We start from the raw sequence: 25,289 nt of genomic DNA, 5'->3' as shown, positions 1-25,289 counted from the left end.
AAGCCATTGTTAGAAAAGTATCCTTATTGCTTGAAGCTGGGCGCTTGGAGCCACAACCTCATTCACGGTGTTCCCCAAGCAACTCCTCGAAATAACTCTCAACTGTCCCAAAATATGAAAAGCTATTTTAGTCAGTTGCTCAATATTTTTTTGGAGCTGAGCGCTTGGAGCCACAACCTTTACAGGTTTGGTCGATCAATAACTTTTTCCTTCGGTGCATCAACAAAACAAAGTTCTTCGATTTTCACTCCTTCCGTCTCAAAAATCACAACTTCATTTTCTCCTTGTTTCAAGAAACTTTTTGGACAATATAGAGTTAGAAGTGGCCCTTGATTCCAATAACGCCCCAGATTGATTCCGTTGACAACTACAACGCCCTTACCATAACGGGAGCAATCAATAAACGTATCTGCAGTGTCTGCTAAATCAAACTTGAATTGATAAAAAGAAGGTTGCTCTGGTACTTTTCCAGCTTGGTAATCAATTTTTTCGAGTTGTTCTTTTTCCAACGTCAATGGATAGTGAACATATCCTTGATGAAAATGGATATCTTGCATGATGCCCCCACGAATGCCTTTTGACTGTGTAGGACCATTTAATTTAGCTCCGTAATTCACTCGACCTAAATTTTCTACTAATACATCGATTTGGATTACCTCGTTTTCTTTTTGACCAGTAATCATGATTTCTTCACCGAGTGTTTCTTGATATTGTGTAGCCTGATGCTTGCCATCACTATAGATATGCGCACGATCACTTGCTTCAACAAGTCGTAATTTATTTTCGTGCTGATAATTTTTCCACTGAGCAGAATAGAGGATATAGCCATAACCTGTACTGATATTTTCCATGGTTAATGGGTAAGGAGAAGCAATTCCCGTCATCATTTGATCTTTTGTTTTGAAAAAGGAAACACTTTCTGTTACTGGATAATTTCCAAGGGCACTCAATTTTTTCGTTCTTGGTTCTGCTTGCCAAACATCAGGACAGACTTCTTTGATTGCTTGTTGCACGAGATAGTATTTTTCAGTTGGTTCACCAGATTCAGTTAACAATGCATCATAATCATAGCTGGTAACTTGTGGTAAGTCGGTCATTCCTCGAGCTGAACAGCCATTGTAGAAGCCAAAATTTGTACCACCATGGAACATGTACAGATTAAGAGAGCCAATTTTCAGCATTTCTTTGACTTCATTTGCTAAATCTTGTGGATCACGTTTGATAATGGGTTCGTTCCAGCGATTAAACCAACCATCCCAGTATTCCATACACATGATGGGCCAATTTTTTCCATGTTGTTCCATGAATTTTTTTAAAACGTTTGCATTTTCTTTTGAACGACTGCCAAAATTTCCAGTCACAAATACATCGTCTTCAATCAATGTTCCCGCATCTAAAACTTCAGGCCAAGAACCATCAGAGGTAAATAAAGGAACCGTAATAGCAAAAGATTCAATCAGTTGTTTTGTTTGGCGAAGATATTCTTTTTCCATGCCATATGAACCATACTCATTTTCGATTTGCATCATGATAACAGGGCCACCTTGAGAGACTTGAAGCGGTGCTAGTTTTGGTAGCAAAACAGTATAATAATTTTTGACTTTTTCCATAAATCGAGGATCAGTTGAGCGTAATCGTATACCAGGTTCTTTCAGAAGCCAAGCTGGTAAACCACCGAATTCCCACTCAGCACAAATGTAAACAGAAGGACGCAAAATAACCATCAAACCTAATTCTTGTGCTAACTTAACAAAAGCTACAACATCTTTTATTCCTTCAAACTCAAAAGTTCCTTCTTGAGGTTCATGGATGTTCCAAGGAATATAGGTTTCAACCGTGTTGGCGCCTAAAGCTTTTAAATTATATAGGCTGTCTTCCCATTGAGCAGGTGCTAGTCGAAAGTAGTGAATCGCTCCGCTGATTAATTTGATGGGTTCTCCATCAAGTAAAAAATCTTCTTTGATTTCAAATGTCTGCATCGTTTTTTCTCCTCACCAATATTTTTTCCACTCAGGTCTTGCTAAACGCATCAGTGCTTCAAAATAAAAATAATCGCCCCAAAGGTTTGGTTCATCGATGCCTTTTCCTTCTGCATGCGCATAGACACCGTGTAATAGAAGACCTTCGTTTTGCGTTTCGGATTTGGCTGAATATTTTTCACCTAATTGATAAATCATTCCTTGTGCTAATTCCTTTGCAGATGGATAGGCACTACTTTTATCAGCTTCCAGTAGACCACATGCAGTGATTGCTAGAGCAGAACTGTCTTTATCTGAAGGAACTTGGTCATTAAAATCAAAGTCCCAGTAAGGAACGAGATCTTGAGGTAGGTTCGTTAAAAAGACATCGACGATTTCCTTATAGTTTGACGGGAAGCCAGCATTTGTTAGAGGTGTAACTTCCTTTGTCCCATTTAGTTGCTTATTTTGTAAATAACTTTCATTTAATGGGATACCTAAAATTGCCCAGCTTTGTCCGCGTGCCCAAATCGACTCATCACTGTTTCCTTGATGAGTTGCACCATGGCTGGGTTCGCCGGTTAGTGGATCAAAATAATAAGTATGGAAAGTGGTCGCATTTTCTCGAATGACCGTTTTCAGTAAAGTATGATAGTGCTTTTGGGCAATTTCTTGATAGCGTGTGTCACCAGAAATTTCTGTTGCACGAAAGAGTAACGGCAAATTGATTAGTGAGTCAATGATTAGCCGATACTCTTTGGGTTCCCCAAATTTTCCCCAAGCTTGAATAAATTGTCCTTTTTGCTGAAACCGAGCCATTAAAACATCTGCAGCTTGTAAAATTTGCTGCTGACACAACAAACTGTCGGTAACAGTATAACCCGCTCCAGCAGATAAACTATATAAAAAGCCAATATCATGATGATCTAACACAAAATGCTTGTCTAATCGCTCTTGAAAGCTATGGATATTTTCCATCGCACGCACTAAAAATAGTTCTTTTCCCGTCCATTCGTAAGCGAGCCAAAGCATCCCAGTCCAAAAACCATTTGTCCAATCATCATTTGGTTTGATTCGATAGTTTCCGTCTGTTGCACAGGCGGAAGGGAAATCTAACCCATAACGTTGCATATTTGTTTCGATTTGTTGGCAGCACCAATCTAATTGTTGTGCTAACCAGTCTTCTTGTACGTTACTACTGAGTTGAATCAATTCCTTTTGCTTATCTTGAAGTTTCATGAGAGCCTCCTTTTAACTTGTTAACATATTAACTTAGATTAGTATACCGTACTTAACTATAAAAAGCGAATGTTCCATTTCTTCTTATCCATTTAAAAAAGGACTGAAGCACAAAAAAAGTGGTAGCTTACTCAGCTTCCACTTCGATTTTTGTTTTGAAATATTTCCAATGTTTGTAGCTGACGATGTACTCTGCGACACTTTGATCAGCTAAGTAAGAATGTTTGACTTGCTTGACGACAGGTTCTCTAAAACTTAACTGTAGTAAATTCAATAGTTCTGAGTCATCAGAAAAAATAATTTCGTCTGTTTCAACAGAAGCTAGGGAAAATAAATCAATGTCAAAGTCTTTGCGTACCCGCTCATAAACACTTGCGTAGGCCGAGAGATCTTTTGCCAGTGGTTCTTTTACCAACTTTTTAGGTAAATGAGTGATATGTAAAAGAAAAGGCACGTCTTCAAAAAAACGAACACGCTTGATTTTATAGTAGGAAGCATTGGCAGGTAAGCCAAGTTCCTTTAAAATAGTAGGGTGATTCTCTTCTTCAATAGCTAAAACTTTGACTTTTTCTTTGTCTAAAGAATGAAGTTCAATATCAGAAAATTTCACACTTTGGGAGACTTTTGATTTGGAAACAAACGTTCCTTTTCCTTGAATACGGTACAGATAGCCTGCGTTTGTCAACTCGTTCAATGCTTTGACAGCTGTAATTGAGCTGACAGAATATTTTTGTTTGATGTCAGCTTCGGAATAAAATTTATCTCCAGGAATAAATTTATGTTTTTTTATTTCTGTTAATAAATCTTGCTTAATTTGTTCATATTTGGGAATCATTCGATTATACCCTCCATTCTCTGCGGTAAATACTAACTAGTAGCATAACATGTTAACTTTAGTTTAGCAATTGATTATCCTTGGGTTAATTCACGAAATGTGATTTTTATCGAAAAAAATATAATATGTTAAGATGTTAGGTTTACGTGGAGAAAGTGGTGTGATATAGTATGAGTATGCAAAACATAATATGTTAAGTTTAATATTCAATTTGGGGGATGAAAACAGATGAGAAATATCCTATTGATTAGCCATGGAAATATGGCAGAAGGGGTCAAAGCAAGTTTGGAGATGATTGTTGGCAAACAGACACATGTTCATACAGCTTCTTTGAAACCAGATGGGGACAATCTACAATTTGAAAATGAATTAAAAGAAAAAATGAAAGCCCTTAATGGAGAGGCTTTGATTATTGCCGATTTATTAGGTGGAACACCGTGTAATGTTGCATTGGCTAACTATCTTGACAATGACGACGTAGAAATTATTGCTGGAATGTCTTTACCATTAGTCATTGAAGCTACGTTGAACAGCCAAGCAAGTGTCAGTGAGTTGATTCAACTATCGTTAAGCGGAATTGCAAACGTTAAAAAGAAAATGATGGAAGCCGAAGTCGAAAAAGATCCGATTGTTTCTAATGCAGATTTAGAAAAATACAAAGAATATGAAGGTAAAGCAAATATTGTTAACGTCCGCATCGATGAACGTTTGATTCATGGACAAGTGGCGGGTATCTGGTCACCCAGCTTGAATACGCAACGAATTATTGTGATCAATGATGAAGCAGCTAAAGATTCTTTACAAAAATCTTCGTTAAGAATGGCAGCGCCTACATCGATGCGTCTCTCTGTTTTAGACGTCGCTACTGCAGCTAAAAATATTCAATCAGGTAAGTACGGAAAACAAAGAATTTTCTTGGTCTTTAAAAATCCAACGGACGTATTGCGATATTTAGAAGCTGGTGGCCGACTGGAAACGGTCAATGTCGGAAACATGAGTTATAAAGAAGGCGCAAGATATGTAACGAAGAGCATCAAAGTATTGAAAGAAGAAGAAACAATTTTCGAAGCGATTGCCGCAAAAAAAGTGAAAGTAACTGCGCAATTGGTGCCAAATGATCCAATTATCGACTTTATGGAAAAATTAAGAAGCTAATATTAGGAGGAAGACAGCCATGCATTTAGAAATATATCAAATTATTCTTATTACTGTTTATGCTTTTATTGCCATTAATGATTCACTTATTTCAAATACACTAACGCAGCCAGCAATCGCCGGAATGATTTCAGGAATGATCATGGGGGATTTAAAAACGGGGTTAATGGTTGGCGGGACGCTTCAATTGATGCGTTTAGGTATCGCAGCATTCGGTGGCGCTTCAGTTCCTGATTACTTTACAGGAGCCGTGCTAGGAACTGCCTTTGCGGTGATTTCAGGAAAAGGAGCAGAGTATGGAATTGGATTAGCTGTTCCAGTTTCTTTATTGATGTTGCAACTTGATGTAGTAGCTCGTTTCTGTAATGTTTTCTTGTTACACCGTATTGATCGTGCAATTGATGAGATGAAAATTGGCCGAATTCCTCGACTTGTATTGTCTGGTTCTTTCTTATGGGGATTATCACGTGCGATTCCAATCCTGTTGATGTTACTTGTAGGTGACGCTGCAGTCTCAACAATTACTGAAAATACACCAGCTTGGTTGATGGATGGTCTAAAAACAGCTGGCGGTGTGTTACCAGTAGTTGGTATCGGAATCTTGCTACATTACCTTCCTACAAAACAATATATTCCTTATTTGCTTTTAGGTTTCTTTTTAGCTGCATATTTGCAAGTACCAATGTTAGGTATTTCAATTGTGGGTGTCATTGCAGCAATGATTGTCTTTAAACGTGATAGCGAAAAAGCAGCACGTGTTCAAACAGTAGCAAACACTGGAACTTTCGAGGGAGGATTTGATGGTGATGAATAATCAAAAACTAACAAAAAAAGAATTGAACGCAATTAGTTGGCGTTATATTTTAGGAAGTCAATTGAACTGGAACTATGAACGAATGATGAGTTCAGGTTATTTATATGGGATGTTGCCTGTTTTGAAAAAGTTTTATGGAGAAGATCCATTGGAACTACAAGATATGTTACGAACACATAACCAATTTTTTAATACAAATGCGATTTTTGGGAATTTGATTATGGGGATCGATGTTGCAATCGAAGAAGAAGATGGCTATCAAGCAAAAGATACGATCGTTGCGTTAAAGACAGCATTGATGGGTTCACTTGCAGGTGTAGGGGATTCACTATTCCATGTAATTTGGGGAACAATTTTTGGGTCAATTGCAGGTACCTTAGCCCAAAGTGGTTCAATTGTTGGATGTGTTATCTGGGTCATCGCCAATATTGCTTTGCTATTTGGTCGAGCTGCTTTATTACCATTGGGCTATAAACAAGGGGTAAAATTAGTTACGACCTTAAAAGATAAGTTATCTGCTTTTACGAATGCGGCAACTGTCTTAGGAGTTACGGTTATTGGGGCATTGATTCCTTCCGTTGTGAAAGCAACTGTACCGTTTGTTTATAAAAAAGATGGCGTAGAACTAGTGATCCAAGATACATTGGATGCTATTTTACCTTCATTAGTACCAGTTTTATTAGTCTTGTTGACTTACTGGATGCTAGGCCACAAGAAATTAAATTCCACACGTGTCATCTGGATTATTTTGATTTTATCGATTGCGTTAAGTGCACTCGGAATTTTGGGCTAATCATAAAAAAGACATGATTGAAAAGAAGACGACCAAATCAATGAGTATTTGGTCGTCTTCTTTTTTCTTACCCATAAAAAATGTGCTATATTGAATGAGAGGAGATGGTGAGATGGCAGATATGGTATTAACGATTCCAGAAATCACTCTGCGTCTAGGATTGGCGATGTTATTTGGGGGTGCAATTGGTTTTGAAAGACAATATAAAAATCGTCCAGCAGGAATGCGCACGCATATTTTAGTTTGTATGGGCGCATGTATCATTGCTTTGATACAAGTCGAAATTGCTGGAGGAGCAGTGCAGGATGCAATGCAACATCCAGATCTTTCAGGCGTGATTCGTTCAGATGAAGCAAGATTGATTGCTCAAGTTGTTAGTGGAATCGGTTTTTTAGGTGCTGGAACGATCATTGTAACAAAGCGCTCGGTGACTGGTTTGACGACAGCGGCTTCTCTTTGGGCAGGAGCTGGCCTAGGAATTGCAATCGGGATGGGCTTTTATTCAATTGCAATCATCAGTTTCATTGGAGTGATGATTGCTTTGACAATGGTTAAGCGGATTATTCACGTTCCGACAACAAAAAAATTAGAGATCCAATTTATTCATCGACAGGAAACCAAAGATTTTTTGTCTGATTATTTTGAAGCGAGAAAAATTAAAATTGAAGATGTGAATTTTGATGTTAAATTTGTTGAAGATTATCGCATTTACACGAATATTTACACGATTGATTTACCCAAGGGAATGACTTACACGGATGTGATCGAGGAACTTTCCACATATAAAAATATTACTAAGTTACGCTTAGTTAGTCTTTCTTGACAACTAGGAACGTAAAAAATGTCTAAGACGTAATCATTTTGATTATGTCTTAGACATTTTTTTATGAATCAACAGCAGCTCAAAGGAAAATTTCCCAGAAAATAAGTCAAATGATTTTTGGTTTTCTAGAGCGAATAGTTGATGTGTTCCTTTCTTTTTAGCGAAAGAAAATGACCAAAAGATTCGATTAAAGAATGTCGAATGTTTATTCTAATCCAATTAAATAATCGTCATCTTTCATTGCTTCCACATGACCTAGTAAATAACCATTTCCGACTTGAGAGAAGAAATCATGGTTACTTGTACCAGTTGAGATCCCATTCATGACGATTGGATTGACATCATTTGCAGTATCTGGGAAAAGTGGATCCATCCCGAGATTCATCAATGCTTTATTTGCATTGTAGCGTAAGAAGGTTTTTACTTCCTCTGTCCAACCCATTTCATCATACAATTCTTCTGTATAACGTTCTTCATTTTCATACAATTCGTAAAGCAAATCGTACATCCAGTCTTTTAATTGTTCTTGTTCTGCTTCAGGTAACTCGTTGTAGCCAAGTTGGAATTTATAACCAATGTACGTTCCATGAACAGATTCATCGCGGATAATCAATTTGATGATTTCAGCAACGTTTGCTAATTTGTTATTTCCTAAATAATAAAGAGGTGTATAAAAACCAGAGTAAAAGAGGAATGTTTCTAAGAAAACACTCGCTACTTTTTTCTCTAAAGGTGTACCGTTTTTATAGATCTCATTGATACGTTCTGCTTTGCGTTGTAAATAGACGTTTGTATTAGTCCACTCAAAAATTTCTTCAATTTCTTTTTTTGTATTTAATGTACTGAAAATAGAAGAATAACTTTTTGCGTGAACCGACTCCATAAACTGAATATTGTTTAAAACAGCTTCTTCATGTGGTGTACGGACGTCATTTCGTAGCTGATCCATCCCGCTTTCTGATTGGACGGTATCAAGCAACGTCAAACCACCGAATACATGCCCAACGGTTTCTTTTTCTAGTTCAGAAAGTGTCCGCCAGTCGTCTAGATCGTTTGAAAGTGGGATACGAGTATCTAACCAAAACTGTTCCGTTAGTTTTTCCCAGGTAGACTTGTCAATAATATCTTCGATTTCATTCCAGTTAATTGCTTCATAATAAGTTTCTGACATGAGTTTACTCCTTTATTGATTGTCGTTTCTAAATTCTTGGCTTGTTAAATGACACAACTTTCACATTGATTGCTGCCAATTTCTTCTGCATCATCGGTAAAGGTACGTACATAGTAAATTGATTTCACACCTTTATGAAAGGCATAGTGACGTAAAATATTTAAATCACGTGTGGATTGCTTGCTACTTGTTTTCCATTCATATAAGCCTTCTGGAATTTCTGAACGCATAAATAAAGTTAAGCTCATTCCTTGATCAACGTGCTTTTGCGCAGTCGCATAAATGTCGATGACTTTACGCATATCCATATCGTAAGCAGAAGTATAGTAAGGAATCGTTTCATTTGAAAGATAAGGTGCAGGATAGTAAATTTTTCCGATTTTCTTTTCTTGGCGTTCTTCAATCATCCGCGTAATCGGATGGATACTTGCACTTGTATCATTAATGTAAGAAATTGAACCGTTTGGCGCTACCGCCAGACGATTTTGATGGTATAGGCCATCTTTCATAATCGCTTGTTTTAACTCTTCCCAATCTTGTGCAGTTGGGACGAAGATACCTTCAAATAATGCTTTTACTTTTTCCGATTTTGGTTGGAACTCGCCAGTGATATATTTGTCAAAGTAAGTACCATTCGCATAGTCTGATTTTTCAAAGTTGTGGAAAACTTCCTTACGTTCACGAGCAATTTGATTACTTTCAACTAATGTCCAGTAATTCAACAACATGAAATAGATATTGGTAAAGTCTAACGAATCTTCAGAACCATATTCCATTTGTTCTTTTGCAAAGTAAGTGTGTAAGCCCATTGCGCCTAGTCCAATGGTATGATTTAGTTTGTTTCCATTTTGGATTGGTGGCACAACATCAATATCAGAAGCATCTGTAATGTATGTTAGGGCACGAGTCATTGTTCGAATCGATTTTCCAAAGTCGGGACTATCCATCAAGTTAACAATATTCGTTGAACCTAGATTACATGAAATATCTGTTCCTAACACTTCGTACTCTTGCTTGCCATTGATAACAGAAGGTGTTTGGACTTGTAAGATTTCAGAACATAGATTACTCATGATGATTTTGCCGTCGATTGGGTTTTCACGGTTCGCTGTATCAATATTGATGATATAAGGATAACCAGATTCTTGTTGTAATTTTGAAATTTCATTTTCTAAATCACGTGCTTTGATTTTTTGCTTACGAATATTAGGATTTGCTACTAAGTTATCATATTCTTCCGTGATATCTACATAAGAAAATGGAACGCCGTATTCTTTTTCTACACTATAAGGACTAAATAAATACATTTCTTCGTTTTTACGAGTCAATTCATAGAACTTATCTGGAACAACAACACCAAGAGAAAGTGTTTTGACACGGATTTTTTCATCAGCATTTTCTTTTTTGGCAGATAAAAAGGCAACGATATCTGGGTGGAAAACGTTCAAATAAACCACACCAGCACCTTGACGTTGACCTAATTGATTTGAATAACTAAAGCTATCTTCGAATAATTTCATGACAGGAACGACACCACTAGCTGCTCCTTCATATCCTTTGATAGGGGCACCTGCTTCACGTAAGTTGGAAAGAGTAATCCCTACACCGCCACCAATACGAGATAATTGTAGAGCGGAGTTGATTGATCGCCCAATTGAATTCATATCATCAGTCACTTGTGTTAAGAAACAAGAAACTAACTCGCCACGACGTTTACGCCCAGCATTTAAGAATGAAGGAGTTGCGGGTTGGTAACGTTGATGGATCATTTCATCTGCTAAAGCTAATGCAAGTGCTTCATCACCATTTGCAAAGTATAAAGCATTGAAAGCTACACGATCTTCATAAGATTCAAGATAAGCAGAGCCATCATTTGTTTTTAACGCATATTGAGAATAAAATTTATAAGCTGCCATAAATGACTTAAAGGTAAAGTGTTGGTCTGCCAAAAATTGGTACAACTTTTCAATAAATTTATCAGAATATAATTGGATAAATTCTGCTTCGATATATTGATTTTCAATCAGATAATCGATTTTTTCTTTGATTGTTGGAAATATCATTGTATTTGGTTGCACATTTTCCTCAAAAAAAGCTGCAAGAGCTTCTTTATCCTTGTTCAAAGGAATTTGACCGTTAACTGGTCGGTTAATCTCGTTGTTTAACTTAAAGTAACTGACATCTTTTAAATTTTTAAGACTCATAAGTACGCCCAACCTTCTTTTCTTTTTGTTTAGTTTTGGAGAATCGTGCTTTAAAAAAGGATTTGGGGCTTTTGGTCGAGCCGTCAAATCCAAGTGTGCTACCTATTTTTAGTTGATAGACAAATTAGCTAGCTAATTTGCGTAATTGATCTGGACGAAAGCCAATAACTGTTTCAATTTCAGAAGTTGTCACAGGGACGCTTTGGAATCCTTGTTCTTTCAACCAATTGATTGCTTCTGGTTTTTCATCGATATTTACTTCTTCAAAATCAATTTTATTATCAGCTAAAAAGCGTTTGACCATTTTACATTGCATACAGTTGTTTTTAGAAAAAATTTTTACGTTCATTCTTTCTGCCTCCTCATAACATATTCCGTCGTTATCTATAATCAATAGTATAAAACTCTTAGTAAAAAAGTCAATTAAGAAACACTATATATTGTGTTGTGGAAACTGTGGAATACTAAGTTTTGTGTTTTTTGAAAAACAATTGAAAGCAAGCATCAGTAAGGAAAAAACCATAATCAAGTAAAAAAAAGCTGTGGATAACCGCTTAAAAAGAATTTTTTTCCATCAAATTAAAATAATTTATAACAAAAGTGTAATCTTTCACAATGATAATTGACTTTCTCAATTGATGGAGTTATTCTTGTTGAGAATGATTATCAATCGTTAATATGTTCAATAAAAATAAATAGAAACAAAAAGAATGAAATCATTTCCCTACATGATTTTTTTCACAAGAAAGGATTTCGGATGGAAACTTTAGCACAAGCAAAACAGAATTTAGTTTACCAAATTGTCAAAATCCAGACAAAAGAGTCTGTCAAAAATCATTTACAAAATTTAGGAATCATTCCAGGAACCAAAATTGTTGTTGTGAATTTTTCAGGGGAAAATGCAATTCTACTATTAAAGAACAATCGAATTGCAGTCAATCGAGAATTATTAGCGCAAATCATTGTGAAGAAGCCAGAATCATTAGCTGAAGCTTGGACATCCCTTGATCAACTAACTGTTGGTGAAAGTGCGACAGTGGTTGCTATTCATGGGCAAGGTGCAGTGAAACGACGTTTAATGGATATGGGTGTGACTAAAAATGTTCGAGTTGTGATTCGGAAGTTAGCACCATTGGGCGATCCACTCGAGATTACTTTACGCGGATATGAATTAACATTGCGAAAAAAAGAAGCTGAATTGATTCTTGTTCAAAAGGAGCAAAGTGAATGAGTATTGAAGTTGCGTTAGTTGGTAATCCTAACAGTGGGAAGACAAGTCTATTCAATGCGCTGACGGGAGCCAATCAATATGTTGGAAATTGGCCAGGAGTGACAGTCGAAAAAAAATCAGGTAGCCTGAAAAAACATCCAGCCATTCATATTCAAGATTTACCCGGTATTTATTCTCTCTCACCGTACACACCTGAAGAAATGGTTGCCAGAGAGTATTTGATTCATGAACGTCCAGATGTTGTGTTGAATATCGTAGATGCGACGAATCTGGAAAGAAACCTCTATCTAACTACGCAGTTACTTGATTTAGAAATTCCAGTGGTTGTCTGTTTAAACATGATGGATGTGGTCAAAAAAGAAGGAAAAACAATTAATCTGGAAAAATTGTCTTATGGTTTAGGTGTGCCAGTTATTCCGATGAGTGTTGTCAAAAACCAAGGACTTGAGCGTGTTTCAAAGTTGTTAACTACTCGAGAAACTTTTACCATACCAGAACCGTGCGAGTACGATCCGCGATTGGAAGCAGCATTAAATGAAATTGAAGATGTCTTGCATTTTGATTTCACAATGAAAAACCAACGTTGGTATGCCTTGAAGTACTTTGAACGAGAAACATTAGCTAGTTCTGAATTAGTGTTAACAACGCAACAAACAAAAGAAATTGAAGAGCTGATCCAGTTAACAGAAAAAATTTTTGCAGAAGAAAGCGAAACGATTCTCGTCAATGAAAGATATGAATTTATCACACAGCTAACAGCTTTGAGTATGGTAACGGTTGACTCCTTCCAATATTCGTTAAGCGACAAAATTGATCGAATCGTAACGAATCGTTGGTTGGCGTTACCAATCTTTGCGCTAGTGATGTGGTTTATCTATTATTTAGCCATTCAAACAATTGGAACGATGGGCACGGACTGGATCAATGATACATTCTTTGGCTCATGGGTACCGGAAACAGTTGGAAGCTGGTTACAGGCTGCTCAAGTCGCAGACTGGATGCAACAACTCATTTTGAATGGAATCATTGCTGGTGTTGGTGCAGTGTTAGGCTTTTTACCACAACTGATGGTTCTGTTTCTCTGTTTAAGTTTTCTTGAGGACTGCGGGTATATGGCACGCATTGCTTTTGTGATGGATCGTTTGTTCCGCAAGTTTGGCTTGTCAGGTAAGTCGTTCATCCCGATGTTGATTGCGACGGGGTGTGGTGTACCGGGCGTGATGGCGAGTCGGACGATTGAGAATGAACAAGATCGTCGTTTAACGATTATGGTTACGACTTTCATGCCTTGTTCCGCAAAACTACCAATCATTGCATTGATTGCAGGCGCTTTTTTCCCACATTCTTCTTGGGTAGCACCGTCTGCTTACTTTTTGGGAATGAGTGCCATTATTTTATCTGGGATTGCGTTGAAAAAGACACGCTTATTTGCTGGCGAAACAGCCCCATTTATTATGGAATTACCTATGTACCATTTTCCGCAGCTTCAAACGATTTTGCGACAAACGTATGATCGCTGTAAATCATTTGTGAAAAAAGCAGGAACGATTATTTTTGTTTCAAGTATTGCTGTTTGGTTTTTATCTTCTTATAATTTCCGTGGTCAGTCAGTAGCGGAAACCCACAGTATTTTAGCTGGACTGGGAAGAATCATTGCACCTATTTTCCACCCACTTGGCTGGGGAAATTGGCAAGGGGCCGTTGCAACGATTACTGGGTTAGTAGCAAAAGAAAATGTGATTGGAACATTTGGTATTCTTTTCGGAAATACAGAAGTTTCCGAAAACGGACAAGAAATCTGGCAAGTTCTTCGTGGAACGTATACGCCAGTCGCAGCTTATTCGTTCCTTGCATTTAATTTGCTGTGTGCGCCATGTTTTGCTGCAATTGGCGCAATTCATCGTGAAATGGGTTCGAAAAAGTGGACATGGATTGCGATTGGTTATCAGTGTGGCTTAGCTTACTTAGTAAGTTTTATCATCTATCAAATTGGGCATGCGGTATTTGAAGGTGGATCTTTGTCAATCATGACTTATTTAGCTGGCTTCGTATGGATTGCTCTCGTGTATGGCATCATAAAAAAACCGATGGCACAGAAAGAATCTGTTGTGTCACTTTCATTGAAAGGAGAAAGATAAGATGGCAACATTTTTATTAAGTGTATTGATTTTTGGTAGTGCAGGCTATATTGTTTATTCTCGTGTGAAAAAAGGTAAAAATTGTGACGATTGTCATACTACTTGTCCAGTGAAAAAAGCATCCAGCGCTGAAAAATAAAAAAATTGAGTAAGAACTGATAAAAAGCTGAGGGAAGACATTCGTTTTACTTCAGCTTCTTTTGCTTATTTTAACCGAGCATAGTAAGATGAGTTTGACAAGATTCGAAAGGGAAGAGGAAAGAAGCCATGGCGGAAAAGAAAAAAGTTGTTCGTCCACGTTATCAACAAATTGCGGTGGACTTAGCGGAACGAATTGTGGAAAATCGTTACAAAGTTGGCGAAAAAATCCATGCCCGCTCAACCTTAGCAAGCACTTATAATGCCTCACCAGAAACGGCACGTAAAGCCATCAATGTTTTAGTTGATTTGGGAATCATGGAAGTTCGTCATGGTAGTGGTGCATTTGTTGCTTCCAAAGAAAAAGCAAAAGAATTTTTATTACAATATCAAGATGTACAATCCATTCAGGAGACCAAAGCAGATATTATGGCTAGTGTCGAAAAACAAAAAGAAGAGTTAGATCACTTTTCGCAACTTCTGGATCAATTAGTTAACCAAACAAAACGTATCCACAAAATGAATCCATTGTTACCATTTGAATTGCAATTAAGTAAAAATGCGGAACATTTGGATCAATCAATCAGTGAATTAAACATTTGGCAAGTCACTGGTGCGACAGTCATTGCGATCTCGCACGAAGAAGAACTACTCGTTTCTCCAGGCCCATACGCAAAATTTAGTGAAGGCGATACAGTTCACTTTATTGGAAATGAATATACATTACAACGAATGATGAATTTTTTCTATCCAGAAGAATAAAAATGAGCAAAATGCAGAGCGGACAAGCGATTGTACGCTCTTTTTTCTTTTTTTGACAAAGTGACTACATGATGTTAATATTGTGTGGTCACTTTTTTCATGAAAAAAAATTGAAACTTGCGAAAAAAAGGAGAATTGGTTTGGCAAAAGTTGAAGTAAAAAAATTAACAAAAATTTTTGGTAAAAAGACACAAACCGCATTAGAAATGATGCAACAGCATCAACCAAAAACAGAAATTTTAAAGAAAACTGGTGCAACAGTTGGCGTATACGATGTGAATTTTGATGTGAAAGAAGGCGAAATTTTCGTCATCATGGGACTTTCAGGAAGTGGAAAGTCTACATTGATTCGATTATTGAATCGTCTGATTGAGCCAACTTCTGGGAATATTTATATTGATGGGGAAGATGTATCCCAATTAAATAAAGAAGAACTACGCGAAGTTCGTCGTCATAAAATCAACATGGTTTTTCAAAACTTTGGGTTGTTTCCACAACGAACGATTTTGGAAAATACGGAGTATGGATTAGAAGTTCGTGGCGTACCCAAAGAAGAACGCCAAAAAAAAGCAGAACAAGCGTTAGAAAATTCCGGTTTGCTTTCATTTAAAGATCAATATCCTAATCAATTATCTGGTGGGATGCAACAACGTGTTGGTCTAGCACGTGCGCTAGCAAATGATCCAGAAATTTTGCTGATGGACGAAGCTTTCTCTGCATTGGATCCATTGATTCGTCGTGAGATGCAAGATGAGCTACTTGAATTACAAGCTTCTGTTCAAAAAACAATTATTTTTATCACGCATGATCTAAACGAAGCTTTACGTATTGGGGATCGAATTGCTCTAATGAAAGATGGAGAGATTATGCAGATTGGAACAGGGGAAGAAATTTTAACAAACCCTGCCAACGAATATGTCCGTGAATTTGTGGAAGAAGTCGATCGTTCAAAAGTCTTGACTGCACAAAATATCATGGTACCAGCTTTAACAACAAATATTGAAGTTGATGGACCAAACGTTGCATTGACACGAATGCGCAGTGAAGAAGTAAGTATGCTGATGGCTGTTGATAAAAAACGTCACTTAAAAGGAATTATTACAGCTGAAAATGCTTTGGAAGCGCGTCGTCAAAAACGGCCATTGACTGATTTCTTGGATGAGAATGTAACGACCATTGATAAGGATATGTTAGTTAATGACATCTTTAATATTATTTATGATTCACCAACGCCACTAGCAGTTGTTGATAATGGCAAGTTACGAGGAGTTGTCATTCGTGGAAGTGTGATTGAAGCGTTGGCAGAAACAAGTGAGGTGAGTGAACATGAATAATTTATTAAACTATCAAATTCCTGTTGCTGATTGGGTAGAAACGATTACGGAATGGTTCACAACAACATTTTCGAGCTTATTTTCTTTCCTACAAACAATAGGACAAGCAATCATGACTGGGATAACAAATCTTTTATTGATTATTCCAGCACCAATTTTCATTTTACTATTAACAATAGTAGCTTTCTTTATTTCTAAAAAACGTCTAGGATTAACTTTATTTACACTGGTGGGTTTATGGTTTATCTATAATCAAGGTTTATGGACTGATTTGATGAATACGGTGACCCTTGTTTTATTATCAAGTGTGATTTCGATTATCATTGGTGTACCTTTAGGGATCTTAATGGCAAAAAGTGATAAAGCTCAGAGCATAATCAAACCGATTCTTGATTTTATGCAAACAATGCCTGGTTTTGTTTATTTAATTCCAGCAGTTGCCTTTTTCGGAATTGGAATGGTACCCGGTGTTTTCGCTTCTGTCATTTTTGCTTTACCGCCAACTGTTCGTTTTACGAATTTAGGTATTCGTCAAGTACCGAAAGAGTTAGTGGAAGCCTCTGATTCATTTGGGAGTACAGGCTGGCAAAAATTATTTAAATTAGAATTACCTTTAGCCAAAAATACTATTATGGCTGGTATCAACCAAACGACGATGCTTTCATTATCCATGGTTGTGATTGCTTCAATGATTGGTGCGCCTGGATTAGGACGTGGAGTGTTGTCCGCATTACAACGTGCACAAGTTGGGAACGGGTTCGTTAATGGTGTTGCTTTAGTTATTTTAGCGATTATCATTGACCGTTTCACACAACATTTGAATCAACCACGTACCAAAAAAGCAAGTGATCCTGCAGGTGTTAAAAGTAAAAAACGTCGTGGAGCAATCATCCTTGCAACAGCAGTTATCTTACTAGGTGCACTAGGTGTTGGTAGCGTCTTTTCAAGTAAAGAAACGAAGAAAATCAACTTATCTTATGTTGAATGGGATACAGAAGTGGCTTCAACGAATGTGGTAGGCGAAGTCTTACGCCAAATGGGGTATGATGTAACGATGACACCACTCGATAATTCAATCATGTGGGAATCAATAGCTAAGGGCGAATCAGATGGCATGGTTTCTGCGTGGTTACCAAAAACACATGGCTCACAATATGCTCAATACAAAGATCAAATTGTTGATTTAGGAGCAAATTTAAAAGGTGCAAAAGTTGGGTTAGTTGTTCCAGACTATATGGATGTGGACTCAATTGCTGATTTAACAAATCAAGCAAATAAAAAAATCATTGGGATCGAGCCTGGCGCTGGTGTAGTCAACGCCGCAGAAAATACAATCAACACATATGATAATTTAGCAGACTGGACGGTAGAAACCTCTTCATCCGGTGCAATGACAGTTGCTTTAGGACAAGCTATTAAGAAGAAAGAACCAATTGTGATTACTGGTTGGTCACCTCATTGGATGTTCGCAAAATATGAGTTGAAATATTTAGAAGATCCTAAAAATGGTATGGGTAGTGAAGAACAGATCCATACAATGGTTCGTAAAGGATTGAAAGAAGATCAAGCTGAAGCATATAAAGTATTGGACCAATTCAATTGGACGAAAGAAGACATGGAAGAAGTTATGCTAGAAATCAACAATGGAAAAGATCCGCAAGAAGCTGCAAAAACTTGGATTGAAAATAACCAAGATAAAGTAGCTAGCTGGAAAGCTTAACAGAAGTTGACAAAAAAGGAGTGCAGCCAGAATGGCTGTACTCCTTTTATTTTGTATGAGTAAGTCAGAAAAAACCAAAAAGAAAGTTACCTAGCGCAAGGCTGATAGCTAGTCTTCCTCTAAGGGAAGATTGACCATCCAATTGATTCCGTAGCGGTCAGTAAAAGTCCCGTAAAGTTTTGCCCAAAAGGTGGGTTCTAAAGGTATAGTAACTTCTCCGCCTTCACTTAATTGTTGGAAAAGTTGCTTGGTTTCTGTTGGAGTAGTCGTCTGAATGACTAAAGAAACATTATTGCCCATCACAACCGGAACAGACATACTTTCTGGCGTGTCGGAAAACATGACGCGTGTGCCATAAATCATCAGACTAGCATTTAAAACAAGCTCTTTTTGTTCTTCCGGGATAGAAAAATCAGGTGAACTAGGCATATCTCCAAAAGTTGTTAGATCGGTACAAGTGACGGAGAAGATTTTTTCGTAAAAACAGATGACTTCTTTTGCTTGATTGGTAAATGTCAAATAGATGTCCATGGTTGTTCCTCCTAAAGTTTTTTCCAGCGTAGAAGTTAGTTGGTTTACTAAGCTTACTTTGTTTTTAATGCTCAAATGACACAACGGACAACTGACCAAGTGACAGACTGTATTTCATACCTCAAAGCTTAAATGAGTTATTAATGGAAAGCAAACGTTACGCTGTTTGCTGGAAAAGGGAACAAAGAAAGCTTAAAAAAGTAGCGATTCAAATGGTAAATCTTATTGGATTAGAAGATTTACACTAATTTCATTCACTGGAACAGCTCGCTGAGAGAGGTCTTTCTACGATATAATATATATTTATTTGGGAAGAATAGCAGTAAAAAAGAGGAGGGGGAAACAGAGAAATAAAAATAGAAGCTTTAATGAACTCGTTTTTGTGTATTCATATTATTAAAGTCAAAAAAATGAGTAGTGTATCCGAATTTTATGTCCGAAAATAAAAAAAGAGAATGCGTAGTCTGTCTTCCAAACGTCCGAAGACGCCGACAAACTACCATTCTCGTGGGTTTGGCACCCAATGGGCCGTGAGGGGCTCGAACCCGCGACCCGCTGATTAAGAGTCAGCTGCTCTACCAACTGAGCTAACGGCCCGTACCAAAAGTACTTAATAATATTAGCACTAAGAGTTTTAAAATGCAAGAAGACGTAGAAAAAAATCAAAGAAAAATTTACAAGGTTAGAGAATTTTTTTCATAGTTTGTTCATAAATTCTGGCTATTATATAAGCATACCAACAAAACAAAGTTCTTAATAAAAGAACGAGCCCTAACACTTTTTCATTTTTACTCCTTTCCCGCCGATTTTTCGGCGGGCCTCTTGATTCTTAACGATAATAAAAATAAAAACAAGCATGCTTTGGCTGGCGTGCTTGTTTTTTTGTTTGAGAACCATGTTGTTTACAACTTGATATATGCTAATGTTAAAAGACAATAACTTAAGTCGTTTTGTCTGCAACATCAGCAATCTCATAGAAGGTGGATATTTGTTTTATGAGTTATGTTTAACTTATGATACGAACTATCCTCTTATAGGTAAATGGATGAAAGGATAGCTCGTAAAACTCATAATGGATTTCTTATTTCAACAGTTATAAAGGAATTTTTTGTTGCTAAGCAAAGCTGATTATTGTTCTTCATTCACTAGTTTTGTTTTATTATTTTCCATCACTTTGAAAAATGGGTAATAGATGACAGCACTGATAAGGATTAGTAGTAAACAAAAGACAATATTTCGCCAATCCATACTTGAAAGATATGCCTGTGCAAAAAATGGTGTAAAGGAAGGATCTACGATAAATCCTAGGCCAATCAAACCAATTTTTTGAGCAAAATAGGTTAGTAATAACGAAACGATTGGTGTAACTAAAAACGGAATTGCCAGAATTGGATTAAAAACGATTGGCAGACCGAAAATGATTGGTTCATTGATTGAACAAATACCCGGGATAAGTGATAGCTTTCCAATCGTACGATATTCTGACACTTTGCTACGCATCATTAAAATGACTAAGCCAAGGGTTCCACCAGCACCACCTAAAACAGAAATACGAAACATTTGTAAATTCATTAGATGGGTCATCGCTTCTCCATTAGACATTTGTTCAGCGTTCAGTCCAGTTTGCGCCATCCCTAAGGTAAATACGATTGGGAAAATAATGGATGAGCCATTAATGCCAAATAACCATAAGATATTTCCTAGAGTAACGATCAACAGGAACCCGCCAAGGCTTCCTGCAATATCAGTGGCTGGTGTTAGTATGCTCATGATTGTTTCTGGAAAAATCTTTTTAGTTGTACTTAAAAAGAGTAAGTTCATTCCATAAAAAAGAATGATATTCGTCAGTAGTGGAACCAAAGTGTTGATGAAGGTTGCTACCATAGGTGGTACGGTATCTGGCAGTTTTAATTTAATATCTTTTACTTCAAATAAACGATTGATTTCAACCACCAGAAGACCAATTATAATAGCTACGAACAAACCATTTGTCCCTAAATAATTTAAATTGATCATGCCTTCTGTTACAGGTGTACATACCATTAGAAAAATAACTGATGCAACCATGCCATTCATAGATGGATTGATTTTGTATTCACTAGCAAGAGAAAAAGCGATCCCAAAAACACTAATGAGTCCAATAAGTCCCATAGTCAAATTATATGGTGCAGTAATCAGATCGTAATTTGCAACTGCAAAATCTTTCCAGCTTGCCATAAATTTCAGGAGAAAATTAGCTGTTTCAGGATTGTATTGATCTAAATTGATAGGTGGGTTAGCAAAAATCAGAAAAAAAGAACCAATAACAATAAAAGGCAAACCAAACATCATACCACTAGAAATTGCTTTAAGGTGACGCTGATTTCCAATTTTTGCAGCGATAGGGCTAAGCATCTCGTTGAGTTTCGTAATGATTGTCGAATTTTCCATGAAATTTCCCCCTTATACTTGCCAAGGATTAAAAACAAAGGTACTTGGAACCACGTGAGTTGGATCATATTTTTCTATGATTTTTTCATATTGTTCTTTGTAATCATTCGTTACTTTTGCTTGGGGAACCACTTTACTAGCTTCGTGTAAAAAATGTTCTGAACCACGTCCCATTTCTTGACCACGAGTTGTATGCTTGTCGAGGGCAATGTCTGGAATCTCAGGTACATAGCCCATAGCAAAACTTTTTATCACAATATTTTTAAGTAAATCAGATGAACGATCTTTTTCTGATTCACACAAGTAACGAATGGCATGGAAGAAAAACATTGCACGGTCTGATTCGTTATATTGGAATTCTTTACGCATGATGTTTAAATGATTGATCATCATTGCAGCCATTGGATTTCCCATTCCAATATCCTCTACACTGATAGCTAGTAATCGACGCCATAGTTTCTCTTCAAATTGAGGTGAAGTGATGTACATTTCATAGGCAAATTCGCAGGCTTCTTTTTCTTTTCCTCTACGAATAGATTTTTGTAACGCTGAAATAACTTCATCTCCTGCTAAACCATTTCTAGTGGTCATTTTTGCCCAAGGGTCTTGAATAAACTGTTTTTCTGTCATAATATAATACTCCTAACGAAAGAATTGAATTTGAGGTGATCTGATGGATACGGAAACGCTTATTGAAAAATATCAGTTGAATGATTCAGAAGCTGCTGTTTTACGATTTATGGATAACAATCGTGAAATACTAAAAAAATTAGGGATTCGTGACGTAGCAAAAGAGTCCTATGTCTCAACTGCAACGATTGTCAATATGGCAAAAAAGATTGGCTATTCTGGTTATAGTGAACTAGTTTTTGCTTATGGAAACAAGCAGTCTCTCAACAATTTCTCTCGTACTTACTCAAGTACCGATAGAGATATGTTCGTCAACTTGCTGACCATTTATCGCGAAAAAAGAATTATGATCCTAGGATCAGGGTTTTCTCAAAATATCGCTAATCACTTTTCTGAAATGTTTAATCTGTATGGATTTCGTGCGACTGCTAATAGTCATTTGGAATTTCTTCGCGAAAATGTTGAAAAAGACGTTCTGATTATTATTATTTCAAATTCTGGGGATACTTTTCGTTTAACAGAACTTGCCGAAATGGCCAAAAAACATCGGATCGATTTAATTTCCTTTGTCGGAGAAAAAAATTCTCGAATCGGACAATTATCAACCTTAACAATTAGCACAGAGACGTATATACCACAAGTTTTATCAGAATACCAACCGAATCTTTTCTTTGGGACAGCATTGAATCAATTTGAACAATTACTGAGTGAAGCGTTAAAGTCTATCTTTGATTAGAAGAACGAGGTGGCCACTGTTTCTTCACTTATTAGTATAAATATTGGATATGAAATTGTAAGGGGTTTCCCTAAGGTGTGAACATGTTTTTTAATTTATAAACGTGTTTAGGAAGTATAGAATATAAAAAACGATTTGCTTAATACAAATGCAAATGGGGAACATTTATTGCACAGCTGCCAAAAAGATCTTTTGTCAAAGAATCTTTTTCTTCGTAAGTTTTGTTGAAGTGCTCAAAGAGTTATGGATAGAATTTTTCTATATGAACAAAAAATGATTGACTTAAAATTCTGAAAAGGATTCTAGGCCAATCATTTTTTGCTGTTTGAGTCTTTCTTTTTGTTCCAACTTTTTTATATAATGAAAATTAAGAAAATTATCTAGTTTTTAAAACTAGATTGAATGTTTTTGATAACTTTGATATGATGTTGGTGAAATCAGAAAAGGAGACGAACTAATGGAAAAAATGCGTGAACAATTAGTTGCGTGGGGAACGGATATCGAAACATTTTGCTTACCACGATGGGAAGAATTACCCGATTTAGAGTTATACATGGATCAGGTGATCACTCTGATTGATCGTTATCTATCACCGATTATCCAAGGAGAAAAGCATCCATTATTGACGTCTTCGATGGTCAATAATTATGTTAAACAAGAATTGATCCCAGCACCTGTCAAAAAACGTTACAATAAGCAACATGTTGCTTTTTTAATCGCAATTACAACTTTAAAACAAGTCTTGACGATTCCAGAAATCAAAAACGGAATCCTGTTTCAAGGAAAAGTGATCGGCATTCGGGAAGCTTATAATTTATTTTGCGAAGAACAGGAAGCCGCTATTCATTTAATCAGTCAACAGTCACAAGGAAAAGAGCAAGCACCACTCATTTTAAATCAAACAATGCCGATCGAAAGGATTGCTGTTAAAACGGCGACTTTATCTTTTGCCTTAAAATTACTTGCAGAAAAAACAATTATGTTAGAAACAGATTATCTAAAAGGGGAGAAATCAAATGAATAAAGAAAAAATTGCGATTTTAGTTGATTCAGGTACAGATGTTCCGGCAGAACTGATGGAACAATACCATATGTATATGATTCCTTTGAAAATTATTTATTCAGATCGTGAATATATTGATAAGGTAGACATTACCCCAGAAGAAATTTATGAAAAATTACCAACAGAAATTCCGGGAACTTCATTGCCTGATGGTGAAACGATTACTGCTATTTTTGATCAAATTAAAGCAGATGGATACGAAAAAGTGCTAGCGATTACAATCTCTAGCGGTTTATCTGGAACCTATAATGTTGTGCGACTGATTGCTGAACAACAGACAGCGTTAGAAACATATATTCTTGATACGAAAAATATTGGTATTGGTGCAGGTTTCTCAGCTATTCAGGCAGCACAATGGCTTGAAGATGGAATGGACTGGCAAACAGTCATTAAACAATTGGAAATTTTAGTGAAACAAACAAAGGTTTTCTTCAACGTGGCGACGCTAGAATATTTACAAAAAGGTGGTCGTATTGGTTTAGTTGCGTCCATTTTAGGAACAGCTTTGAAATTAAATCCCATTATTTCTTGTAATGAAGAGGGAATTTATTACACTGTTGCTAAAGCCAGAGGTCGAAAAAAAAGTTTGGATAAAACCGTAGCTTTAATTAAAGAACGAGTAGGAAACGCAAAAGTTTTCAATTTAGCTGTGGCACATGGAGCTGCAGAAGAGGAAGCACATGCCATGGAAGCAAGACTACGACAAGAGTTTCCACAAGTACAACAAATGTACTTTGGTCAAATCTCGCCTGCTTTAGTGGTGCATACTGGACCAGGTTTGTTAGGTGTAGGTGTTCAAATTTTGGAAGCTTGATCGAAAAGAATATATCTCAAGAATGCAATTTCTTGGAAATTTTCAAGAAAATGATATAATTGCAAAGAAAGGAGATGTATTTTTTTATGAAAAAAGGTATTGCAGAATTTATTGGCACTTATATTTTAGTCTTTGTTGGGACTGGCGCAGCCGTACTAGGTGGAGGTGCAGAAGGGATTGTTGGGATTGCCGGTATCGCGTTAGCATTTGGTTTAACAATCGTTGCAGCAGCTTACAGTATTGGTACTGTTTCTGGCGCTCATTTAAATCCAGCCGTTTCGATTGCAATGTGGATGAATAAAAGAATTTCAGCTACTGAATTAGTTTACTATATCGTTGGTCAAGTTGTTGGGGCATTTGCAGCTTCATTAACATTATCTGGCTTGCTTGATTCAGCAGGTAAAAGTGTTGAAAACTTGGGACAAAATGTTTTTGAAATGGGTACAGTAGGTGCATTATCAGTTGAAATTATTTTAACTTTTATCTTTGTATTAGTTATCATGACTGTTACAAGCCAAACAAAAGGAAACAGTAGCTTAGCTGGTTTAGTGATTGGGTTGTCATTAACATTGATTCATTTCGTTGGTATTCCATTAACAGGAATGTCAGCTAATCCAGCACGTAGTTTAGCACCAGCTGTGTTAGTTGGCGGCCAAGCGTTAGAACAAGTTTGGGTATTTATCGTAGCACCAATCGTAGGTGGAATCCTTGCAGCACTTGTTGCAAAATATTTATTAAATACTGAAAACGATCGCGTAGAAGCTTAAGCT

23 protein-coding genes and 1 tRNA gene are annotated in these 25,289 nt (G+C 36.7%); 14 read left to right on the top strand and 10 right to left on the bottom strand.

The annotated features are described in order from the left end of the window. Window positions 1-179: 179 nt before the first annotated feature. The 3 genes from AC4BD1_RS10760 to AC4BD1_RS10750 all read right to left on the bottom strand — a co-directional run bounded on the left by AC4BD1_RS10760 (window position 180) and on the right by AC4BD1_RS10750 (window position 4,032). Window positions 180-1,979 carry a glycoside hydrolase family 35 protein gene (locus tag AC4BD1_RS10760; protein ID WP_490485600.1) on the bottom strand — a complete coding sequence of 600 codons (1,800 nt, stop codon included), beginning with the start codon at window positions 1,977-1,979 and terminating at the stop codon, window positions 180-182. Between the two features lie 12 nt (window positions 1,980-1,991). Further along, window positions 1,992-3,197 carry a glycoside hydrolase family 88 protein gene (locus tag AC4BD1_RS10755; RefSeq protein ID WP_206910237.1) on the bottom strand — a complete coding sequence of 402 codons (1,206 nt, stop codon included), beginning with the start codon at window positions 3,195-3,197 and terminating at the stop codon, window positions 1,992-1,994. A 127-nt stretch (window positions 3,198-3,324) separates the two neighbouring features. After that, on the bottom strand, window positions 3,325-4,032 hold the full coding sequence (locus tag AC4BD1_RS10750) for a GntR family transcriptional regulator (protein ID WP_206910236.1): 708 nt from the start codon (window positions 4,030-4,032) through the stop codon (window positions 3,325-3,327). Between the two features lie 228 nt (window positions 4,033-4,260). Between AC4BD1_RS10750 and AC4BD1_RS10745 the strand changes: the two genes are divergently transcribed. The 4 genes from AC4BD1_RS10745 (at window position 4,261) to AC4BD1_RS10730 (ending at window position 7,617) form a co-directional block, all read left to right on the top strand. Then, window positions 4,261-5,187 (top strand): PTS sugar transporter subunit IIAB, encoded by a 927-nt coding sequence (locus AC4BD1_RS10745; protein ID WP_490485599.1) that lies wholly within the window; start codon window positions 4,261-4,263, stop codon window positions 5,185-5,187. 19 nt (window positions 5,188-5,206) lie between these two features. After that, window positions 5,207-6,001, top strand: coding sequence for a PTS mannose/fructose/sorbose/N-acetylgalactosamine transporter subunit IIC (locus AC4BD1_RS10740; protein ID WP_206910234.1), 795 nt, complete (start codon window positions 5,207-5,209; stop codon window positions 5,999-6,001). Continuing rightward, window positions 5,988-6,794: a PTS system mannose/fructose/sorbose family transporter subunit IID gene (locus AC4BD1_RS10735; RefSeq protein WP_206910232.1), complete on the top strand. Its 807-nt coding sequence runs from the start codon at window positions 5,988-5,990 to the stop codon at window positions 6,792-6,794. Before AC4BD1_RS10740 ends, AC4BD1_RS10735 begins: the two co-directional genes overlap by 14 nt. 112 nt (window positions 6,795-6,906) lie before the next feature. After that, entirely contained in the window at window positions 6,907-7,617 is a 711-nt protein-coding gene (locus tag AC4BD1_RS10730; RefSeq protein WP_067482927.1) for an MgtC/SapB family protein, read from the top strand. 205 nt (window positions 7,618-7,822) lie between these two features. Here the strand turns inward: AC4BD1_RS10730 and nrdF are convergent, their stop codons facing one another. The 3 genes from nrdF to nrdH all read right to left on the bottom strand — a co-directional run bounded on the left by nrdF (window position 7,823) and on the right by nrdH (window position 11,341). Next, window positions 7,823-8,788: a class 1b ribonucleoside-diphosphate reductase subunit beta gene (gene nrdF / locus AC4BD1_RS10725; protein ID WP_206910230.1), complete on the bottom strand. Its 966-nt coding sequence runs from the start codon at window positions 8,786-8,788 to the stop codon at window positions 7,823-7,825. A gap of 44 nt (window positions 8,789-8,832) precedes the next feature. Continuing rightward, window positions 8,833-10,992 carry a class 1b ribonucleoside-diphosphate reductase subunit alpha gene (gene nrdE, locus AC4BD1_RS10720; RefSeq protein WP_490485598.1) on the bottom strand — a complete coding sequence of 720 codons (2,160 nt, stop codon included), beginning with the start codon at window positions 10,990-10,992 and terminating at the stop codon, window positions 8,833-8,835. A 124-nt stretch (window positions 10,993-11,116) separates the two neighbouring features. Then, complete coding sequence (nrdH, locus tag AC4BD1_RS10715) at window positions 11,117-11,341, bottom strand: glutaredoxin-like protein NrdH (protein WP_206910225.1); 225 nt, start codon at window positions 11,339-11,341, stop codon at window positions 11,117-11,119. Window positions 11,342-11,749: 408 nt separating this feature from the next. Between nrdH and AC4BD1_RS10710 the strand changes: the two genes are divergently transcribed. The 6 genes from AC4BD1_RS10710 to AC4BD1_RS10685 all read left to right on the top strand — a co-directional run bounded on the left by AC4BD1_RS10710 (window position 11,750) and on the right by AC4BD1_RS10685 (window position 18,315). Then, complete coding sequence (locus AC4BD1_RS10710) at window positions 11,750-12,223, top strand: FeoA family protein (protein ID WP_206910223.1); 474 nt, start codon at window positions 11,750-11,752, stop codon at window positions 12,221-12,223. Beyond that, window positions 12,220-14,361 carry a ferrous iron transport protein B gene (gene feoB / locus AC4BD1_RS10705; RefSeq protein WP_490466497.1) on the top strand — a complete coding sequence of 714 codons (2,142 nt, stop codon included), beginning with the start codon at window positions 12,220-12,222 and terminating at the stop codon, window positions 14,359-14,361. Before AC4BD1_RS10710 ends, feoB begins: the two co-directional genes overlap by 4 nt. A 1-nt stretch (window position 14,362) precedes the next feature. After that, entirely contained in the window at window positions 14,363-14,500 is a 138-nt protein-coding gene (locus tag AC4BD1_RS10700; protein WP_490466496.1) for a FeoB-associated Cys-rich membrane protein, read from the top strand. 128 nt (window positions 14,501-14,628) lie between these two features. Further along, window positions 14,629-15,261, top strand: a complete 633-nt coding sequence (locus tag AC4BD1_RS10695; RefSeq protein ID WP_206897622.1) for a GntR family transcriptional regulator — start codon at window positions 14,629-14,631, stop codon at window positions 15,259-15,261. A gap of 140 nt (window positions 15,262-15,401) precedes the next feature. Further along, entirely contained in the window at window positions 15,402-16,595 is a 1,194-nt protein-coding gene (locus tag AC4BD1_RS10690; protein ID WP_206910216.1) for a quaternary amine ABC transporter ATP-binding protein, read from the top strand. Continuing rightward, window positions 16,588-18,315: an ABC transporter permease/substrate binding protein gene (locus AC4BD1_RS10685; RefSeq protein WP_490466494.1), complete on the top strand. Its 1,728-nt coding sequence runs from the start codon at window positions 16,588-16,590 to the stop codon at window positions 18,313-18,315. The genes AC4BD1_RS10690 and AC4BD1_RS10685 overlap by 8 nt, the downstream gene beginning before the upstream one ends. Window positions 18,316-18,423: 108 nt before the next feature. Here the strand turns inward: AC4BD1_RS10685 and AC4BD1_RS10680 are convergent, their stop codons facing one another. From AC4BD1_RS10680 to AC4BD1_RS10665, 4 genes are all read right to left on the bottom strand, one after another. After that, window positions 18,424-18,846, bottom strand: coding sequence for a VOC family protein (locus AC4BD1_RS10680; protein ID WP_490466493.1), 423 nt, complete (start codon window positions 18,844-18,846; stop codon window positions 18,424-18,426). A gap of 524 nt (window positions 18,847-19,370) precedes the next feature. Next, window positions 19,371-19,443, bottom strand: a tRNA-Lys gene (locus tag AC4BD1_RS10675). A 531-nt stretch (window positions 19,444-19,974) separates the two neighbouring features. After that, a complete protein-coding gene (locus tag AC4BD1_RS10670) occupies window positions 19,975-21,276 on the bottom strand; it encodes a PTS sugar transporter subunit IIC (protein ID WP_490466492.1) in 1,302 nt (433 codons plus the stop codon). A 12-nt stretch (window positions 21,277-21,288) separates the two neighbouring features. Next, entirely contained in the window at window positions 21,289-21,906 is a 618-nt protein-coding gene (locus AC4BD1_RS10665) for an AAA family ATPase (RefSeq protein ID WP_206910211.1), read from the bottom strand. A 43-nt stretch (window positions 21,907-21,949) separates the two neighbouring features. Here AC4BD1_RS10665 and AC4BD1_RS10660 point away from each other — a divergent pair, with 43 nt between their 5' ends. The 4 genes from AC4BD1_RS10660 (at window position 21,950) to AC4BD1_RS10645 (ending at window position 25,286) form a co-directional block, all read left to right on the top strand. Beyond that, window positions 21,950-22,642, top strand: a complete 693-nt coding sequence (locus tag AC4BD1_RS10660) for a MurR/RpiR family transcriptional regulator (protein ID WP_490466491.1) — start codon at window positions 21,950-21,952, stop codon at window positions 22,640-22,642. Window positions 22,643-23,099: 457 nt separating this feature from the next. Next, window positions 23,100-23,666 carry a DUF1836 domain-containing protein gene (locus tag AC4BD1_RS10655; protein WP_490466490.1) on the top strand — a complete coding sequence of 189 codons (567 nt, stop codon included), beginning with the start codon at window positions 23,100-23,102 and terminating at the stop codon, window positions 23,664-23,666. Next, a complete protein-coding gene (locus tag AC4BD1_RS10650; protein ID WP_490466489.1) occupies window positions 23,659-24,519 on the top strand; it encodes a DegV family protein in 861 nt (286 codons plus the stop codon). Before AC4BD1_RS10655 ends, AC4BD1_RS10650 begins: the two co-directional genes overlap by 8 nt. A gap of 86 nt (window positions 24,520-24,605) precedes the next feature. Next, window positions 24,606-25,286, top strand: a complete 681-nt coding sequence (locus AC4BD1_RS10645; protein WP_206910207.1) for an MIP/aquaporin family protein — start codon at window positions 24,606-24,608, stop codon at window positions 25,284-25,286. Window positions 25,287-25,289: the final 3 nt, after the last annotated feature.

The organism is Enterococcus sp. DJ147D b, from assembly GCF_058216655.1.
Note: the sequence above shows the minus strand (reverse complement) of the source record. Positions and strands in the feature narration are given on the sequence as shown.

Bases quoted from the DNA above. Each gene is read 5' to 3' on its own strand.
- AC4BD1_RS10760 (WP_490485600.1), bottom strand. From the start codon at position 1,979: ATGCAGACATTTGAAATCAAAGAAGATTTTTTACTTGATGGAGAACCC.
- AC4BD1_RS10755 (WP_206910237.1), bottom strand. From the start codon at position 3,197: ATGAAACTTCAAGATAAGCAAAAGGAATTGATTCAACTCAGTAGTAAC.
- AC4BD1_RS10750 (WP_206910236.1), bottom strand. From the start codon at position 4,032: ATGATTCCCAAATATGAACAAATTAAGCAAGATTTATTAACAGAAATA.
- AC4BD1_RS10745 (WP_490485599.1), top strand. From the start codon at position 4,261: ATGAGAAATATCCTATTGATTAGCCATGGAAATATGGCAGAAGGGGTC.
- AC4BD1_RS10740 (WP_206910234.1), top strand. From the start codon at position 5,207: ATGCATTTAGAAATATATCAAATTATTCTTATTACTGTTTATGCTTTT.
- AC4BD1_RS10735 (WP_206910232.1), top strand. From the start codon at position 5,988: ATGGTGATGAATAATCAAAAACTAACAAAAAAAGAATTGAACGCAATT.
- AC4BD1_RS10730 (WP_067482927.1), top strand. From the start codon at position 6,907: ATGGCAGATATGGTATTAACGATTCCAGAAATCACTCTGCGTCTAGGA.
- nrdF (WP_206910230.1), bottom strand. From the start codon at position 8,788: ATGTCAGAAACTTATTATGAAGCAATTAACTGGAATGAAATCGAAGAT.
- nrdE (WP_490485598.1), bottom strand. From the start codon at position 10,992: ATGAGTCTTAAAAATTTAAAAGATGTCAGTTACTTTAAGTTAAACAAC.
- nrdH (WP_206910225.1), bottom strand. From the start codon at position 11,341: ATGAACGTAAAAATTTTTTCTAAAAACAACTGTATGCAATGTAAAATG.
- AC4BD1_RS10710 (WP_206910223.1), top strand. From the start codon at position 11,750: ATGGAAACTTTAGCACAAGCAAAACAGAATTTAGTTTACCAAATTGTC.
- feoB (WP_490466497.1), top strand. From the start codon at position 12,220: ATGAGTATTGAAGTTGCGTTAGTTGGTAATCCTAACAGTGGGAAGACA.
- AC4BD1_RS10700 (WP_490466496.1), top strand. From the start codon at position 14,363: ATGGCAACATTTTTATTAAGTGTATTGATTTTTGGTAGTGCAGGCTAT.
- AC4BD1_RS10695 (WP_206897622.1), top strand. From the start codon at position 14,629: ATGGCGGAAAAGAAAAAAGTTGTTCGTCCACGTTATCAACAAATTGCG.
- AC4BD1_RS10685 (WP_490466494.1), top strand. From the start codon at position 16,588: ATGAATAATTTATTAAACTATCAAATTCCTGTTGCTGATTGGGTAGAA.
- AC4BD1_RS10680 (WP_490466493.1), bottom strand. From the start codon at position 18,846: ATGGACATCTATTTGACATTTACCAATCAAGCAAAAGAAGTCATCTGT.
- AC4BD1_RS10670 (WP_490466492.1), bottom strand. From the start codon at position 21,276: ATGGAAAATTCGACAATCATTACGAAACTCAACGAGATGCTTAGCCCT.
- AC4BD1_RS10665 (WP_206910211.1), bottom strand. From the start codon at position 21,906: ATGACAGAAAAACAGTTTATTCAAGACCCTTGGGCAAAAATGACCACT.
- AC4BD1_RS10660 (WP_490466491.1), top strand. From the start codon at position 21,950: ATGGATACGGAAACGCTTATTGAAAAATATCAGTTGAATGATTCAGAA.
- AC4BD1_RS10655 (WP_490466490.1), top strand. From the start codon at position 23,100: ATGGAAAAAATGCGTGAACAATTAGTTGCGTGGGGAACGGATATCGAA.
- AC4BD1_RS10650 (WP_490466489.1), top strand. From the start codon at position 23,659: ATGAATAAAGAAAAAATTGCGATTTTAGTTGATTCAGGTACAGATGTT.
- AC4BD1_RS10645 (WP_206910207.1), top strand. From the start codon at position 24,606: ATGAAAAAAGGTATTGCAGAATTTATTGGCACTTATATTTTAGTCTTT.